The sequence below is a fragment of the Paenibacillus etheri genome (genome assembly GCF_001012825.1).
Lineage (GTDB): Bacteria > Bacillota > Bacilli > Paenibacillales > Paenibacillaceae > Paenibacillus_AQ > Paenibacillus_AQ etheri.
On sequence record NZ_LCZJ02000033.1, the window covers coordinates 256872 to 274103 of the forward strand.

14 protein-coding genes and 4 pseudogenes are annotated in these 17232 nt (G+C 40.3%); 2 read left to right on the plus strand and 16 right to left on the minus strand.

Going from position 1 to position 17232, the window contains the following annotated elements:
* Positions 1 to 118: 118 nt before the first annotated feature.
* The 15 genes and pseudogenes from UQ64_RS20805 to UQ64_RS32310 all read right to left on the minus strand — a co-directional run bounded on the left by UQ64_RS20805 (position 119) and on the right by UQ64_RS32310 (position 14219).
* Positions 119 to 751: a carbohydrate-binding family 9-like protein gene (locus UQ64_RS20805; RefSeq protein ID WP_060625382.1), complete on the minus strand. Its 633-nt coding sequence runs from the start codon at positions 749 to 751 to the stop codon at positions 119 to 121.
* A 141-nt stretch (positions 752 to 892) separates the two neighbouring features.
* Positions 893 to 1089: pseudogene (locus UQ64_RS32305) on the minus strand (sugar phosphate isomerase/epimerase); the annotation flags it as partial.
* Positions 1090 to 1106: 17 nt separating this feature from the next.
* Positions 1107 to 2129: a Gfo/Idh/MocA family protein gene (locus UQ64_RS20815; protein WP_060625384.1), complete on the minus strand. Its 1023-nt coding sequence runs from the start codon at positions 2127 to 2129 to the stop codon at positions 1107 to 1109.
* A 327-nt stretch (positions 2130 to 2456) separates the two neighbouring features.
* Positions 2457 to 2766: pseudogene (locus UQ64_RS20820) on the minus strand (sigma factor); the annotation flags it as partial.
* A 70-nt stretch (positions 2767 to 2836) separates the two neighbouring features.
* Positions 2837 to 3133 carry a hypothetical protein gene (locus tag UQ64_RS32725; protein ID WP_342447602.1) on the minus strand — a complete coding sequence of 99 codons (297 nt, stop codon included), beginning with the start codon at positions 3131 to 3133 and terminating at the stop codon, positions 2837 to 2839.
* Complete coding sequence (locus tag UQ64_RS32730) at positions 3115 to 3318, minus strand: hypothetical protein (protein ID WP_342447603.1); 204 nt, start codon at positions 3316 to 3318, stop codon at positions 3115 to 3117. Before UQ64_RS32730 ends, UQ64_RS32725 begins: the two co-directional genes overlap by 19 nt.
* Positions 3311 to 3490, minus strand: coding sequence for a hypothetical protein (locus tag UQ64_RS20830; RefSeq protein ID WP_060625385.1), 180 nt, complete (start codon positions 3488 to 3490; stop codon positions 3311 to 3313). The genes UQ64_RS32730 and UQ64_RS20830 overlap by 8 nt, the downstream gene beginning before the upstream one ends.
* Positions 3491 to 3645: 155 nt before the next feature.
* Positions 3646 to 6852: a coiled-coil domain-containing protein gene (locus UQ64_RS20835; protein ID WP_245238131.1), complete on the minus strand. Its 3207-nt coding sequence runs from the start codon at positions 6850 to 6852 to the stop codon at positions 3646 to 3648.
* 11 nt (positions 6853 to 6863) lie between these two features.
* Complete coding sequence (locus UQ64_RS20840; protein ID WP_060625387.1) at positions 6864 to 7544, minus strand: hypothetical protein; 681 nt, start codon at positions 7542 to 7544, stop codon at positions 6864 to 6866.
* Positions 7525 to 9000, minus strand: a complete 1476-nt coding sequence (locus tag UQ64_RS20845) for a class III extradiol ring-cleavage dioxygenase family protein (RefSeq protein WP_425339608.1) — start codon at positions 8998 to 9000, stop codon at positions 7525 to 7527. Before UQ64_RS20845 ends, UQ64_RS20840 begins: the two co-directional genes overlap by 20 nt.
* Positions 8976 to 10283: a DUF2399 domain-containing protein gene (locus UQ64_RS20850; protein ID WP_060625388.1), complete on the minus strand. Its 1308-nt coding sequence runs from the start codon at positions 10281 to 10283 to the stop codon at positions 8976 to 8978. Before UQ64_RS20850 ends, UQ64_RS20845 begins: the two co-directional genes overlap by 25 nt.
* A gap of 789 nt (positions 10284 to 11072) precedes the next feature.
* Complete coding sequence (locus tag UQ64_RS20855) at positions 11073 to 11516, minus strand: hypothetical protein (RefSeq protein ID WP_060625389.1); 444 nt, start codon at positions 11514 to 11516, stop codon at positions 11073 to 11075.
* Between the two features lie 19 nt (positions 11517 to 11535).
* Positions 11536 to 12405, minus strand: a complete 870-nt coding sequence (gene rsiV, locus UQ64_RS20860) for an anti-sigma-V factor RsiV (RefSeq protein WP_060625390.1) — start codon at positions 12403 to 12405, stop codon at positions 11536 to 11538.
* A 1-nt stretch (position 12406) separates the two neighbouring features.
* Complete coding sequence (locus tag UQ64_RS20865; RefSeq protein ID WP_060625391.1) at positions 12407 to 12910, minus strand: RNA polymerase sigma factor SigV; 504 nt, start codon at positions 12908 to 12910, stop codon at positions 12407 to 12409.
* A gap of 334 nt (positions 12911 to 13244) precedes the next feature.
* Positions 13245 to 14219, minus strand: a complete 975-nt coding sequence (locus UQ64_RS32310) for a hypothetical protein (RefSeq protein ID WP_245238133.1) — start codon at positions 14217 to 14219, stop codon at positions 13245 to 13247.
* A 919-nt stretch (positions 14220 to 15138) separates the two neighbouring features.
* On the opposite strand from UQ64_RS32310, the pseudogene UQ64_RS20880 reads away from it, so the two are divergent.
* Both UQ64_RS20880 and UQ64_RS32315 read left to right on the plus strand, forming a co-directional pair.
* Positions 15139 to 15594 (plus strand): annotated as a pseudogene (locus UQ64_RS20880) (FAD-binding protein); the annotation flags it as partial.
* A gap of 87 nt (positions 15595 to 15681) precedes the next feature.
* Positions 15682 to 15765, plus strand: a pseudogene (locus tag UQ64_RS32315) (MerR family transcriptional regulator); the annotation flags it as partial.
* 363 nt (positions 15766 to 16128) lie between these two features.
* Here the strand turns inward: UQ64_RS32315 and UQ64_RS20885 are convergent.
* A partial coding sequence (locus UQ64_RS20885; RefSeq protein WP_245238135.1) for a thiol-activated cytolysin family protein occupies positions 16129 to 17232 on the minus strand: 1104 nt, incomplete at its 5' end.

Genomic DNA, 17232 nt, shown 5'->3' on the forward strand with positions numbered 1-17232 from the left:
TATAATTTGGCATGATATCAATCTTGTTTCTATTTGACTAATTTCCCTAAAACGAAAAAAAACCTCCAACCCCGTATATGCGGCTTCGGAAGTTATTCATTGACGCTGCGTTTCGCAGTTACTCTAAGTACAGAATCCCAAAATCACAGCTGCTATGAAATTCTGGTTTGTTCGAATGAACTTTGCTCCATGTTCCAAAGTGCGGATAGGTCGTATCGTCGCCGCACTTGTAAAAGTTTCCTCTTATCCTTTTTCCCGACACTGCCCGGAAATCCGAAAAATAAGATTGTACCCAAGCCCATGAGATCGAAAAGCTTAATTCCCAATACACTTCCCCTTTATCATTGATTTGATCCGTAGTGGTTAGGACGTGGAAAAGTGCCGGATTGATAGTGATTGGGAAGCGATCATACCGATCCGCTCCTATCTGCAAGAGAATTGCGCCATTCGCATTAAATTCGAAATTCATATAGCGCTGGTCCGAATCCGGAGTAGGCTGAAAAAAGAACTCGATGCAGCTATCCTTATACACGGGATCATTCATGTTTCTATATGTTCGTATTGGATTCTTTTCATAAACCTTAAACTGAAGCTTCAGATCCTCCTGACTGTAATTTAATCTTGCTGTAACGATCGGGTTATACCCTTTAAGCCATTGATACTGCTTGATGATCTGGACTTCTTCTGTATCTGAAACATCCGTCTGATTTGTCAGGCGGGGAATTACTAAGGTTTCCACTTTTCTTTCCATGGTTCATTCCCTTCTGTTCAAAATCCCACTGGAGCTAACACAGCAAAACAACCATTAATTAACTTGATTATTTAGACCCGCGATTACCCGGTTTTCCAATACACAGTCTCGATCCCCGAGATTTCGCACTGCCGTCTGCCGTTACCTGTATTGGTGGATGAAGGAGACCGCCCGCTCTATATCCCTCTCGGGCGATCCCCCACTTCCCGCTCGATGGTCAGCCCCCCATATCCGCTCTCCTGCAAGGCGGCGAAATTGGCGTCGAAATCCACCTTTCCCTCGCCCAACGGAACCTCCTGGAATATGGCTCCGGAGCTTATAAGCTCTGCAATCGCATCACTATGTTGGTCCACCCTTATTTCGCGCAAGGTAACGTAATTCCTTCATGGATCGCCCGGTCGGCCAGGAGAGCGATCTCCATCGCCCGGTAAGCATCCTCCATTGCCGGTATAGCGGGCAAGTTGTTCTCTACCATGGACAGGAAATAGTCCAGTTGAGCACCCGTAGGCTTCACGGAGAAGTCCATATTGATCTGCCGGACCGTTCCTTTCCGGTAGTCTTCGACCTCGACCAGATTTCCCAAATGCTGAACCCCTAGCGGGCGATCGTTCTTGTAGATGATGCGGATCCGGCCTGCCGGTCCAATGAATTCCTTCCGGTTATCAGTCGGAAGCCCCTTGCCCCACCCCGTCTCAAAGTAGCCGATGGAACCGTCCGACAGACGGAGGGTCATGAGTCCGTAATTGTAAGTGTACGGCGGGACTTCTTCATAGAGACGCTGCCCGATCCCGTTGACACTTACCACGTCCGCCCCTGTAGCCCAACGCATCACATCGATATAATGGACGCCGCAATCCACGATCGGCGAGACGTCCCGTAGCAGGGACAAGTGGGAAGCCCAATTTTTGGAGGGCTTCAATTGAGATAACCGGATGACCAAGGGAAAGCCGATGGCGCCCTCCCGGATCATCTTCATAACCGCCTGGTACGTGGTGTTATGGCGAAGGATGTGACCGATCAGCACCTTGGTTTTGGCTCCACGGGCCAGCTTCATGAATTCCTGCGTTTCCCGTTCATTGCCCGCCATCGGCTTCTCGCATAGGATATGCTTCCCTGCAGCGAGACAATCTTTTGCGATCTCCAGATGGGAGGACGGGTACGTGGCGATAATGACCAGGTCCACATCGTCACGCTCGATCAAGGCCCGGTAATCCGTGCCCCAACACTCGGCTCCGTATTGGCTTGCCACTAAGGAGACCCTGTCCCTGTTCCAATCCGCCACGCCGATCAACCGGACCCGCTCCTGTCGTGATATCGCGTCCAAGTGGAGAGCCCCCATATAACCGCAGCCTATCACGACAACCCCGTACCTTTTCATGATGCATCCATCCTATCCTTCTCACTCGCGGAGGTTATTTTATGTTGATCCAAGCTCCCTGTTGGGAGAAGCCGAAGTCTCCCTACAGCGTCTAGTCTTCTTGGGCATTGATTACTTACCATTCTACATGCATATCCTTCTCTTACATTTGTATAATACCCGGATTACTACAGAATAACTTTCGTCTTCTTATGATACCTTATTACCTTTATTATATAAGAATGATGGAGAGTTTTATTTAGCTAAGAAAGTTACTTTTTGCACGATTCCGTTATTCCATCTAATTCTATGTAAGGGAGCTGTCCCGCCTTATAAAACTCATTACGATAACTTACTCTTCGCGATTTTCAGATCGACTTCTTTAATAACATCATCAGCCTCGGAGCCAAGGATATCGATAAGTGTAATTTCATTACCTTCCTTGTCAGTCCCAATTGGATCATACAATGGAACATCCTTGCGGGTCTTTTTCAATGATCTTAAGTGCATCAGGATTTCGTTTTCAATACAACGAACAGCAAAAGTGGCTAGCTTTTGTGCCTTTGTTTGGACGGTAGCTCTCAATGGCTTTAATCAGCCCAATTGTTCCGATGGAGATCAGATCCTCCATGTCTTCCCCAGTATTATCAACTTTTTTAAAGGTTATGGACACGATGTGATGTAAAAAAAAAGCAAACCTATTACGATCGCTCCCGATTCGAATTGGTTTACTTTTGATATTTCAACTGTAATTCTTGATCAATTTTATGTGCCCATACAGGTAATTCATTTGAATAATATTTCATCCCGCTTATATCCGCTCCAAGAATAATCTCACCATCTGCTTTACTATTATCAACAACTAACAACTGATCTATTAGGTCTAAGTGAGACAACAGATTATTCATACTTGTTAAATTGCGTCTAATAATATCCTCTGTTTCAATATGATGACCACCGTTCCTTACTCGCATAGCAACACGCTCAATATTAAGCCGAATATCCCCTAGCCCCACATAAAACATATGGCTTCTTTGCCAGCAGATACTTTACCTTTTTCTGGATATTGAGTATTAATTTTGCGAGCTAGTGCATCCGGATCAATATTCACACTTACCCCAAGTCGGTCAACAATCAAATTGCGAACTGTGCTCTTACCACTTCCATAATTACCAGCAAATACAAACATGGTTGAAACTGGCTCAGTCATGGTTAAGATCCTGTTCACTCATTTCCTCGATCTCACCCGTGCTATATTCTTTAACAATTTGCCCAGCAGCTGTTTTATATACGATATATGTCCCATTTGCTTTTGCATCCAATTTGGCACGATCACCCGTTAATCGAATCAATTTAGCAAGGTCTTGTGTAAGATTCATCATTTATAGAAACACCTCATTATATATGATAGCTCGAGTATACCACAGCACAGTAAATTTTATATTAGCTTAAGTATGTATGCACATACAACCAATTAGCCCGTAAGAATGATCGATGGAGATCTCACTCTAACAGGCTAATTCATTTACCCACATGGTCATATTCGTTGCAAATTTAACCCCATCACTTTACTCCGTGGTACAGTGGGATCATGCTGCACAATGTACGCTTTCGAGAATCGATCCAGATAAGAGTTCTCATGCGACTTTGGTGACAGGATAATCAATTTACGTTGTAATTCACCAGCATAAAGATCAAATACCTTTAACTTCCTCTGCTCATCTAACGCGCTATCAAATTCATCCATGACTATAAATCCGGGTGCCGTTTGCAGATTCTGCAATAAAGCAAGAGCAAAAAGTAGTGAACTGAGCGATTCTTCGCCTCCAGAAACACCTTTGCCAACTCTTCCTCCACGTGCCTTCACACTAACATCCTCTAATGTTCCTCGGTGCCCTTCCTTGCGAGCCTTAATGAATAAATGGAAGAGCACTCGACCTCGACGATCCTCCTGCTGATTCCAATCGATCTGCCCCTCAAATTGAAAAATGCTCATATAATTCTTAAATCGCTGTTGAATTTCAAGGACCCTCATGTTGATTGTCGTCTCTAACTGATCTTTCAAATTCTCAGCTCGTTCTTGGTTCTCTTCAAACAATAAGCTTGTCCGTTTAAATTCATCCTGCAATCGTTGAACCTCTTCTTTTATCACTTTATAATTCTCAGATGCAGCGGGATCAATACCTGATTCATTTCTAGCGCTGTTAAATGTTACTTTTCCAGACTCATGCTCTTGGCGGAGCTTTGAAAGCGATTGTTGCCTCTTCGCATGATTAGGCTCATGTTCAAACTCACTTGTCACCTCATCATAAATAAACCGTGCAATCCCTTTGAGATTTTCAATTTCTTCGGTTACTGTAAGTAGATTTATTTTAGATGTATCAAGTGACTCTTTTGTATCGTTGATTTGATTATCAATTTGACTAAGTGTACGCGTAGCTTGTTGAAATTCGTCTTCATTATTCGAAAGATTGCGTTTTTGTCGACGTTCATCTCCATCTTTTTGTTCAGCCAGCTCTTCCAATGTATCATTTTGCTGCTTCAACGCATCCTGCTGTAAGCATAAGTGGTTGTACCGATGAGTCTTCCGTTGTAACATTTCAAACTGTTCCTTCTGCTGACCTAATCTCACATAAAAATCCGCTTCAAGTTGTAGTATAACTTGGGTATGCTCCAGCCTGATTCTTTTCTCAATAAACTTTGTGTGAGTAGCCTTAAATTCCTGACTATGCTCCTTCTGTTCCTGAAGATGCTTTATCTCATCTTCATACTTCAGGATCCGGCCTTCACGTTCATGTTTCATTGTAAGAAAGGCTTCCGATTCACGCACAGATTGTATAATGGCATGTAGTTCTTGCATAGTTTTCGTATCAATCTCAAGAGAGTCATGGAGATTCGCAAGTGATGTATTCAATTCGCTAGTTTTCTTCTGAATCTCCTCTTTACGTTTCTGCATAGCTTTCTGGCTTAATATATAACTTTTTTTCTCTTGTGCACCTCGAATCCCCTTTGAGTCGATAAGCATATCATTCTCTATTCTTGTCTCACCTGATAGAAAAAATTGTTCTACCCACCATAAAGCCTTGACCGCATGTGGGAATACATCATCTTCTATTCCATTCTTCACACGAATTTGGAGTGTCTGAATTTCAGTAACAGAACGATCCGGTATTATACTTCGTAAAGGAACATGATACAAATCATTAGGAGCTTGAACGTGCGAGCCATCAAAAAATATCGAATATTTTATCGTCTCAAACTGTTCCTCCGCTGTAAGTCGAGCTGACTCATTTAATTCAAGTAATTCATTTAATGTATAGGCACGCACACCTATCGCTTTGAACAAAGATAGTGATTCCCTTTGACGAGCTGACCATAATTGATTATACTCAAGCATCCGCTCCTCATTGGATAACTCCTCAAGTAATTTAGACTTATCTTCTCGTTCCTGCTTGGATAGTTGAATGGATTGATCTAAGCGGTCAATTTCCATCTGTACATCATGACTGCTGCGATACTGCCGTAACCGTTCTTGGTGTATAAGATCCAAGCTTTTATCCTGTTGAATCAGCGCCTTCAAGTAAGAACTTGAATCTATTAATTGGGCTATAATATCCTCAGATTCTTGAATACTAGCTTCCGTCTTCTCAATCTCAATATTCATTTCGTTGAGCTGCTTAGTTATTGCTGATAATTGTTGATGTACCTCTTCTTCAGTATGTGTAATTCTAGATTTTTCTTGACTAAGTTCTTTTAGCTGAATTTCTAATTCTCCAATTACAATTGAAGTTTCTTCAATTTCCTTTTTCACAGAGGCTAATTGCTCCTGCAATAAAGTAATTTTCGTATCAAGCTTTTCTTTTTCTTCTTGTATTTGCTTCATTTCATTATTCAATCGATCGCCTTGCTTCTGCAATGTCACCAGTCTATCACTTGCGATATCATGATCCACGAGCAATTGTTCTTCCATGGCTACTAGATTTAATTGTTCTTGTTTGTAATAAATCTCTAATTTCAGCAAAGCTCCAGCGTACAACTTCCCGCCCTCTATAAGACGTTTACGATTATCTTCATACCGGTCTAGCGCTGATCGAGCCATCCCGAGATATTGCTTTTTATTTTCCACACTTGCTTCAGCACTTCTTAAACTCTCCTGCACATCCTTTAGCTGCTCCATACTTTCTTCCCAGTTACGTTGTACATGATCTATTCCATGCATTTCGGCAAAAATACGAAAACGCTCCTGCGGATCCATAACAGCGAATTGATTCACCTCCTGCTGGTACCAAATTAGATAGAATAAATCCGGATCAATTTTATATTTGAACTGGAGATCCTTCTTGTAAGTCGTGAAATTGTATTGCCGATCACCAGAGGTATACTTAATTGTTTCATCCCACTGTTCTGGATCATCACCCGATTTTATAACAAATTGCTTCTTAGTCGGCTGTCCTGGTTCCTGTAAAATATAAATTGCAAATTCAACATAATTAGGTGCATCAATACGCATGCGTCCTTCATTCTTAAACAGAAGTCGAATATGCGCCTTCCACGTCTCATTCGGCAGAAGATTACGAGATTTCAGACCTTCTAAATCAACCTTGGAAGAATATAGAACACTCCCCATACAGTATGTTACAGTAGATTTCCCTGCTCCATTAGGACCAGTTATCAGTATATGCGATTCTTTTCCTGACAAATCCATCTCAGTTGGCTGATAATCTCTGATTCCCGTAAACCACATTTTCCAAGGTATCATTCTATTTGGTCAGTTCCTTCCTGATACAGATTATATCGTTTGAAAAATTTCAGTACCTCTTCTTTATTTAATTGATTAGATTGACTAAATTCAACAGTACGTCTTAAAAAGGAATCCGAGAACATATTTGCACCAATTGCCGTGATTGCATATGCTTTCTCATTTGAATTTGTATCATATTCTTCAAGCGCACCGATTTTCTTCAACTGATCTATATTAAGATTCAAACGTTGATTGGCCTTTGTAGTCTCATGTCCAAGGGCATTTAACAACTGATCAAATAATGTATACTCATGCTGTAAAACTTCTTGCTGGTAAAACATAAACAGTAGGATTGCTAAACTTTCTTTGGACAATGTACTACGTGCAGCTTTAGCAGAAACTCTCATCATGACGATAACTTGATCCTTTTTCTCATCATAAATCACTTGAAAGTATCGACTTACCGCTTGATTAACACGCTTCAGAAAGGAATCGAACTTCTCATCATCACCGGAGCTCTTTAATTGCTTCTCCACCTCACGCCTGGATAATCCGAAATTGCCCGCACGTATTGTTGCAGAGGATGAGAATAAGAGATTCATAAACACAATTTCTTCGTCCTCGGATAGCATTCCTTTGATGGCTTGCATGGCATTAAGTGGATTTACATTCATCTCATCCATCAAGTTCATCATCACTCCTCTCCTGCATACTATCAATGTCCTTATTTTCTATAATGCGATAATTTTTATGTTTGACCACTTGATTGCTATCATCACGACTCATCCAATCCCATTCTTTCTCATATAGAGAGACTTGAACTTGTGACTCATCCTTTGCTTCCTCCAACGTTAACTTCTTGCTGCCTACCAATGCAGATAACGCAGTAAGCGCGTTAATGGCGTCCCCCCACGCCGTAGACGTCGCTTCAATCATTACAGTCTCTATAGGAGCAGCCTCCACTTCCTTCATGAATACTTCAATCGCTTCCGTTTCAATCATGGATTTGGTTAGCAACCATTCTGTTTCTCCCATCATATCTTCTAATAAAGCAATATCTATTTCCTCATTTATATATTGTATTTCCTGGTCGTCTTCTTGCATCAATTCAACAATCGGCTCATAGTTTTCTAGATATTCTATGGCTTCACCAATTGCTTCCCCTGAAAGCGGTGCAGCGAATTTAATCGGAATCCATAAACCATCCATGGACTCACCTTCGTATTCATTCTGCTCCATAAAGCTCATTATTTGATAAGCGTTTGGAATGTCTGATTCTTGAGGCGGATCATACATTTGTGTAATAAACAGCCTTACTTTTTCTGGATTTATCGAGGACAATAGCATCGTTTGCTTCATCATTGTAAATTTTAGATACTTATTGATCATCCCCATGCTCAAATTCGTGCCATCTGCAAGTGCAGAAGTGCCTGATTGCATTAAATTACTGAGTACCAGACTATCCTCTAACGTATAAAATTGGCGGAATCGTTCCGATAGTTTAATTTCCAATTCCTGCATTAACTGATGGATGATCTCTAGTTGCGGTAACGCATTACGGTCTGCTAACAACTCCAACTCGCGTTCTTTCATCAATTGAATCGCATTTTCAACGTTGCGAATCATACTAGCAATTTTATTACCACCAGAAATGCCATGATCATCATAAGCTTCACTAAGCTCGGCATCCCGTCTAGCTTGGAATAGAGATCTTCCAATATCATCATGCATATAATAGGCTAATGAATCATTTGCTAGACGTATGAGCGTATCCATCATCCGCTTACCTACGTCTCGCATTTTAAGTTGCCTTGTTTGCTTGGATATCCAGTTATACTTCACTAGGACATTTACAATTTGATCGACCTTTTTCTTACTTGGTGGTTCAATATCATCAAAACGATTTCGATAACGAAAATATAACGTATCAGCGTTTTCAATCGGTTCATCGAGTCCCAAGGCTTCTTCATTTATCAATTGAATAATACGTAGGAAGCGTAAAATTTCGATAGGTGTTTGCAGAAAGTTTTGTGAGTTGAGATCGTTAAGAACTCCAGATAATAATGCAACATCCCTCAAGGCCTGATGCATTTCCGGTTTAGATTCGTTTGTTTGAAAAATTGAAATTAGTGGTAGATCCATCTTCTCCAATCTTTTGCCTCCCCTAACACGATCTCTTGTTCCGATTTCGAATATTGTAGTAAACTTTCCATGTTATATTGATACTCTGACCAATTGGATATTATCGAATGATCTGGACAGATCCATTTATGCCGAACAGCGTGTCCCATAAGCGATTGAAACATCTCTCCTGCAATTTGTAATCCAGCTTCATCATAGTCGCTCCAAAAGATGGTTTGCTCGATAGGACTATTCAACAACAATTGTCTGATAAAATGTTTATGCGCACTTCGAAGATGACCATCCACACATATTATCAATGAATTTGTCTCCTGCAAAAAATGAGATTCTGCAGATATCCGAGTCAACACGGCTCGATTCTCAACTAACCAGAGTGTTGTTGCTCTAGTTGAATAATGGTCTTGTGAAACTGAAATACTTGTTAAGGCATGCACAGGGCCTGCTCGATAACTCGACCAATTTCCTTCAAGCTCTCCAGCAAAATAGATTGACGTAATTTGACCACCACTAATCATCCCTAAAGTTTCCAGCGAATGACCACCTAACGTCTCCAAAAAGTTTAGAAACTCAACTTTATACGCATCAAATACCTTAGAGCCTCCAATACCCGGATAATAATGTGCACCAATTTCTTTCCAATCAAATATCTCTTTGTTGCTAGAAATCATTAGAAAAGCTAATAAAAAGTTTAAAGCATTGATTCGTTTAGATACGCTCCAATTCGTAGGAAAAATATACTGTTCATCTAAATCATTAAGGCCCCACTGTAAACTATCTGATAAAAACGATGCTACACCTTTCAATTGATGTAATCGTTCGTCATGTAAATACTTGATTTGTTCCATTTTCGGAGCAACATTCGACTGATATTGAGTGAATTGATTTATACTATCCCGATGCTCATCCCTTTGCCTATTGGTTAAATATACATATAATAAATAACCCATACGGTAATGAATTCGTTCTACAGATTTCCCATCACGTTTAAAACGAACCTCTTTCAAAATCCAGCCCTTATGAAGCCAATCAAAGGTTTGTTGATTATCGTCTAATGCAGCACGTTTTCCTACGGTCCAACGTAAAAGCTGTTGATCCGGGCGATCTTCAACAATTGAGGTGTACTCTCGTGCAATCGTAATGATCCCGACTCTTCTTATCGTACGTTCTGTTTTCTTCACAATATCTATATCAATAAGTGAAGCTTCACCTATTGTCCTTTGCATTTCTAGTTGCTCATCTTTTTTCAAAAAAGATTGACTAATAAACGAAAGTACATCATCGAATTTTTGCATAGAAGCCTCCTATACTAATCCATTTATATTTTCGGGCTACTCGTACAAGTATACTAGAAAGCAAGAATCCCTACGATGATTTCCAACATTTTCATATGGACTAGAAACACAAATAACCTGTAGGGATGAGATATTAATATCTCATCCCTACAGGTTATTCTGTATCCAATTCAAACTGAAAACAACTTTCTTCTCACGTCGACCAAATGTCCATGTTACTGTATATTTTACTCTTCTCAGTATTCAACATTGGATGTAATTTAATCCCCCAAAGATAATATACATTTATTTTCAGTAATAGCGTAATTACATAACCATATTAAATTATTAAAAAATTCTATAATTTCATTCTTATCTCCAAAATACTCCATAAACTTATCAGAAATGTCTATTAGCTGGTGTATCTTTTCCAGAATTAATAATTCCTCTCCATATGGATCCAGTGAGTATAAAACACATGATTAAGAAATAACCCTTCCATACATGTTGGAAGGGTCTAGACACTGATGCATCTTGCTTTAATTAATCCTCACCAACAGTGAGCAAAGTTTATACGATGAGTCCCCACCAAATGAAAGCCAGACTACGGAAGATCGTGGTCTGGCACTTATTTTTTATACTCATTCCTACCTCACCCAATAATCTTAATCGCATTCTCTTTAATCTGTGTAACCATCTCTACAAGCTTTCGTTGCAGATTGGTTTCGAATCCGTTGGTAGTGAACATCATAGGCCGGGTGCCAGTCATTTGTTCCAGACAATCAGCATACAGCTTAGCCTGATGGGTTCCTACCTTCGGATCTTTTCTTTGGAGGTACGCTTTGCTTCAATGATCGCTAGAGGCAAGCCATCCCTGCCATAAAGCACATAGTCGGCATACCCTTTTTCCTCGATATTAGGCATTCCGTACAGCTCTACTTCTTCCCTTACGTCATCACCGATTGTCCAGCCAAGTAGCTTCAGGTCTACATCTATGTATTTCTTGCGCGTGCGGAACTCCGAGATTACCTCTGGAGTAAAATGGCGCTCTTCCTGGTGCTGCTCTTTGTCAGCGGTGAGCTTGTCACTCATTGCCGCAATCTGAGCACGAAGAGCTTCAATTTCAGATTCTTTTTGCTCTATTAAACTGTCTATCTCTTTGATCCTGTTATACGATTTGATATGTATTTCTTTAATTCTAGAAGCAAAATCTATCTGTACACCCTTAAAAGGATGCAGACTTCTAGGCTGCATCCTTTTAATTTACGGATTTTTATTTTATATAAACATTACTTACTAATGCATCGGCAATCACATTGGTGGGAATGATAAATTCAACCACGCCCATATAACCTGGCGTAACTTCGTATTTATCAAAAGAAATGACAAGTTTTCCATCATTGTTAATATAAAAGGATTGATCTTTAGCAATGCTTTCAAAACTCTCAAAATTGACTTTATCATCTACCCAATACGTTTTGTCCGGGTCCGCTTTCATCTGATGTCTCATTTGATCTTTAATATTTTCACTGATCAGCCTGATATAGCTGTCATCTTTAAATAAACTTGGTAAGCTAATTAAAAGTTGATTTTTCTTATCGATCGTATCGTATTTAAATGTTGTTGAGGATGAGCCGACCGTATTTACGACATATCTGCCAATGGCGAGAATCTGATCGTTGTCGGTTTTGACTTCATAGCCGCTTTCCACGCCTGTATGGCCCCCGCCACTTTTCTTTAACTCCTTCATTTCAGCTGTAAAATCGCTGTATAGCTTTTTACTTTCTTCCAGATATTTGTTATTTAGAGTGGCTTCTAACGTTTTATTTTCCATATTCGTAATGGCCGGTACTTTGATATTGGCTTTAGCGGTTCCTTCATCTACTTTAAGCTCTGTAAAAGTCAGTACTTTGACGAGTGAACCAACCAGCGGCACATCTGATAAAGCCTTTGCAAAGGCAGGGCTGGCATTAATGCCTGTTACCAATATAATAGCCGCTGCCCCAACTCCAACGAGATTCTTCATCCAACCCAGATGTCTTTTTTTGCTTTGTTTAATGGCTTTCTTCACCACGAAGTCCAGTTCATCTGGGAGAGGCGTATTTTTATATTTGCTTTTTAACTGTTCCAGTTGTTCGTTCATCTTATTTTACCTCCTCTAAAATCTCATCACTCATTTTAATTCGAAGTTTGCGGAGCCCTTGATACAATCGTGTTTTTACAGTACTGATGTTTTCATTCATAACTTCCGCAATTTCGTCAATTTTTAAATCTTCAAAATATCTAAGTACAATCACAGTACGATAAGGATGGGGCAATTCCTCCAAAGCTTTCTCCAGATCTATGTCAGGGTAGACGTCTCCACCTGTAGGACTGTGAAATTCCAATGTCTTATCATCTACAATTTGAATCCGCTTTTGTTTTCTCAGGAAATCGATCGATGTATTCACCAGAATCCTGTAAAACCAGCTTTTTATCGAACCTTCGGATTTCAATGTTTCTGATGAAGAGAGAGCCTTTTGGATCGTATCCTGAACAATATCGAGTGCATTTTCAGCATTTTTCACATAACTGAAGGCTAAGTAATACATATTCTCTTTATTTTCCGTAATAAAATCAATGAGTAACTTTTCAAACTTCTTCTTCATTTAAAGACTCTCCCTTTGATATGCGCATATCATTTCCTGGCTATACAAATAAGACGGTGGTGGTACCTAAAAAAGTTTGTTTTTCGGTTCATGAGTGTGAGATGGAAAAATTTCAAGTTTCATTTCCAAATTCGCAAAGTAAAATAGGGTCCCCCGCTGTGATGAGAACTACTAAGAGTTCCGTCGGATTAAAAAACTCGATGTTCCTTATCTTAAGGAAATCGAGTTTTTTACGCAATTCTAATTTTTTCCTCCGTGAGGAAACGTTACGAAGTGACACAGAAAATAAAGAATTATGCTCGTATTGAACTATCGAGCAAGAATCTACAAAAATCTATTTTAGTAGTTTGAAAGATTTCCCAATGTTCAAATCACCATAGAGTTGGTCAAACAGCTTGCCGTCCTTCGACTGGGGATCAAACGGATTGGACTGCGGAGTTGTATACACATACACCATTCCGTTGGCTTCTATAATTACACTCCCTACAGGCGGGCCTTGTTCACTGGAGAGGTAGCTCCAATCATTTTTGGAGAATACGGAGATCAGCAGCAGCATTTCAGCATCTTTTCGATCTTTTGACGTATAATCGAACTGCACTACATGCTTAGCCAACGGTATGATTTTATTTGCACTTTCACCTGCATATTGGCTTGCCTTGTAATGTCCCTTCCATGAAGCGGGCAATTTCAAACTGAAGTTTGCCTGAGAATTAGTGTATAGTTCTTGGTTATCCGTCACAACATCTTTTACCAAAACATCTTTAAGTTTATTCCCTTCCCATGTTAAGATCAGATGATCCACGTATCCACCATTTCCTCCTTGAGGGGCTGTTGTGATAATATCGTTCACTTTGTTACCTGTATAGTCACCGATAATCAAATTTGGTTCTCTTCCAAGTTCTCCGTACAATTTTCCGTCCGTTCCTTCGTACACCCAATCATATTTATCGTATCTGTTGGTTTTTCCATCTTGAACGATGACGGATAAATTACTCGCATACGCATCCAGTTTTCCATCAATTTTTTCTTTTGTCCCGACCAAAATCACTTGGTCTATAACGGAGTCACCGGTAACATCAGATTTTTTGTAATCAAGTACATACGTATTTTCCTTCAGTTTAAGTTCGGGTACTTTAATTTTTTGACCAATTTCTATTTTTGGCAATGGTTTTTTGGACTGCTGATTCACCACTTTTGGAGCTGAGTTTGCCTGTTTTGCTAATGAAATTTGTGGCGCCCCGATTCCAACCGCACAAATGAAACCCGCCAGTATTAAATAAGGAATTTTTTTTGTAAACTGTTTTTTCATCTTCCAAACCTCCGTTTATTCTTGTTTGTCTCTCACGTAAGTAAGACGTATGAGGTAACCTAAAAAGTTTGTTTCTGGGTTGGCGAAGATTTTTCTTATATCGCTCTCAACTGAAGCTGTCTTTTTTCCTATGGTTACATAATTTTCTGCGACCATTTGCAGACTGTCACGGTATTGGTTTTCTGATTCCAATCTACGGTTACCTGTCCTATATGATCGTTTCATTCCTCGTACGTAAATATACGTTTACTTTCTCTGCGTTCGATTTGGTCATTTTTGATTTTAACAGGATCGTGAAGAGAGCAAGCACGATAAACATCATCCCACTCCAGATGAGTTGATGTATTCCCAAGCGTTTTTGTATGTGAAGGAAACGACATGCATAGAATTTGGTTCGCAGGAGTACATACTCATGGAAAATCCTAATTATTTTACAAGGAAGTACTATGGAAAGTAACTATGCCAGCGGTTGTAAATTCTTCTGTTCAACCATTCCAAATGTGAATTGACGCTTGCAGCAAAGCTAGAGTCCACTATTTCAATATTCTTCGTGACTGTGCTGACATATGTGTTTGGGCATCACAGTAGATAGCCCACGGCATATGTATGCGTAAGAAATGGATATGGATATAGTGCAAACAGCGAGAGTGTTGACTCAAACGGGAATCATTCAGTGTTGGACCATTCGGGTTCGAGGAAGTCCCTCAAGGATTAAAGGAAACGTCTAACCCAAAATTCAAAGTTAGCAGTCAAGCAATTATTACTATCGACCTTATACCGGGTATGAAAGGTGCCACTGCAACAATTTATAAACAATTGTGAAAAAAATCACTTTACTCTTTATATTCATCTCTAAATAACAACATAGAATAGCGGAGGGGTTAAACATGAAAAAGAAAGTTGCAGCAACGCTTATTCTCGTTCTCTCTTTCATGCTCATGATCACGGGATGCGGCAGCGGGAACCAAACCAAAAACAGGGTCAGTACAATGCGAAAAAAGATGAGCCCAAAGAAATGGGCGTTCCGGCAGATCAGCTTGAAACCACTTTGGATACATGGAACAGCGCAGTGAAGAATAAAAAGGATGCCGAATTCGTCAGAACAACAGCAATGGATAACGACTTGAACAGCGCGCCATACTATGCAATCAAAATCGGTCCCGGGATTCACTACACCATGGGTGGTGTGAAAATCAATTCGAACACAGAAGTTTTAAATAAAAACGGTAAACCGATTCCGGGACTGTTCGTAGCAGGCGAAGTTACAGGCGGATTGCACGGTCAAAACCAGATTGGCGGTAACTCCGTTGCCGAGATCCTTATTTTCGGTTACCAAGCCGGTATTAAATCAGCTGAATTCGTAAAAGCACAATAAGATGTCAGCTTCCTCTTTTCACTCAGCAAAGACGCTTGGGCTCATCATAGCCCAAGCGTTTTTTGTTGTTTTATTTAGCCGGATTGAGATTACCTCTCTGAGGGGGATTCCACCTTGCAGCAAAGATATGGCATGTTCCTAGAGCGGAAAGCTTCCGTTGAAGCACAGATTTGAAGGTAACACAGCTTATTATGGCTTATTCCAGGAAAGAGCCTGTCCGATATTTCCTGGATCCGGGATACTTTGTTGTCTAATCACCTTTCCTAAAAAACAAAAGCAACTTATCCGCAGACAAGTCGCCTTTTAATACTTTAATGTTAACAGAACTACTTTATGACTTTAAGCTCACCGCTTCGCCTTATAAAACTCATGATACAGCTTCATCAACGCTCGCTTCTCAATCCTCGGAACATACACATCCTCGGCTTCAGAGCCAAGGATATCGATAAGCTTTATTTCATTACCTTCCCTAAAACGAAAGGGGCTGTCCCTCGGCCATTTTCATGGCTTTGAGACGGCCCCTTTCATTAATCATTATTGACTAATCGAACCTGTTGGATATAACGTCGTACCACCAATCGAAACTTTGATATTGCTGGATAATGGAACGTTCGTTTCATCAATCACGGTTCTCCACCACTCCCACGCAAGACCTGTACACTCTTTGGCGGAAATTTTGATGTTCTTGACATTAGGAGGAAGTGGAATCTCTGTCGAGAAATGCGCTGTTTTATCTCGACCACTTCCTTCCCATGTTTTATGTGTAATGATTTCTTGTCCATTTGCATCAAATGTAAATTCATCCCAAGATACGTCAAACTGAGCCACGTATGCACCGCTGTGATCAAGCGTTATTTTACCTTTAGTATATTCTGTAGTTTTGGTCTCAATATATTCCGTATTGTTGTGAACAGCAGCAATGGAATTATCTTTCAAGAAGACACTCGTATAAGATATTGGGTAAGCTGGATTTTTACTGCTAAATTGTGCATTGTCCTTAATTACATTTTGGATAACACTAAAGTCTTTCGAGACGATCTGGTTATGTGTTTGTGCATCGCCGCCTAATACAACAGCAGTAAATGAACTTTCATCATAAATATCTTTGTACTGTCCACTACCACTAGTTTGTATGTTAGGATTATTGAGCAATGCTTTAAATGCCGTCTGTACATCACTGCTCTTCGAGGTTGTCTCCAATTTCACGTAAATGGTTCTGCCATAAGCTACGTTGGATACCATCAGTGGCGGAGCCTCATTACTTACCCCTTTACGGGCTAATTCAGCAAACGTCACACTGCTATCAAAAAGGTCCGATGGATTGTTAGGAAGAGTCGCACTTACGGTATAAAAGATTTGCTTATAAGCCGCTACCATCACTTTTTTCTCGCCGCTTGCGACCGCGTTAAAATCGATTCCGAGCGTATTGTTAAGGTATTGCGCGTTCACATTAAGTGTACTAGCAATTTGGTTTTTGCTGTACACCATCGATTCTGCATATTGTAATCTTGCAGGCAGGGTGTGCGTGTCCGAATACTTCTCAACCCAAGTCGACACGAGCTGATCAACGGCACCAGAAACACTGCTGAAATTTGGATTTTGAACCGCAATTGTATTTTCACTCTTCAACCCAGGTAG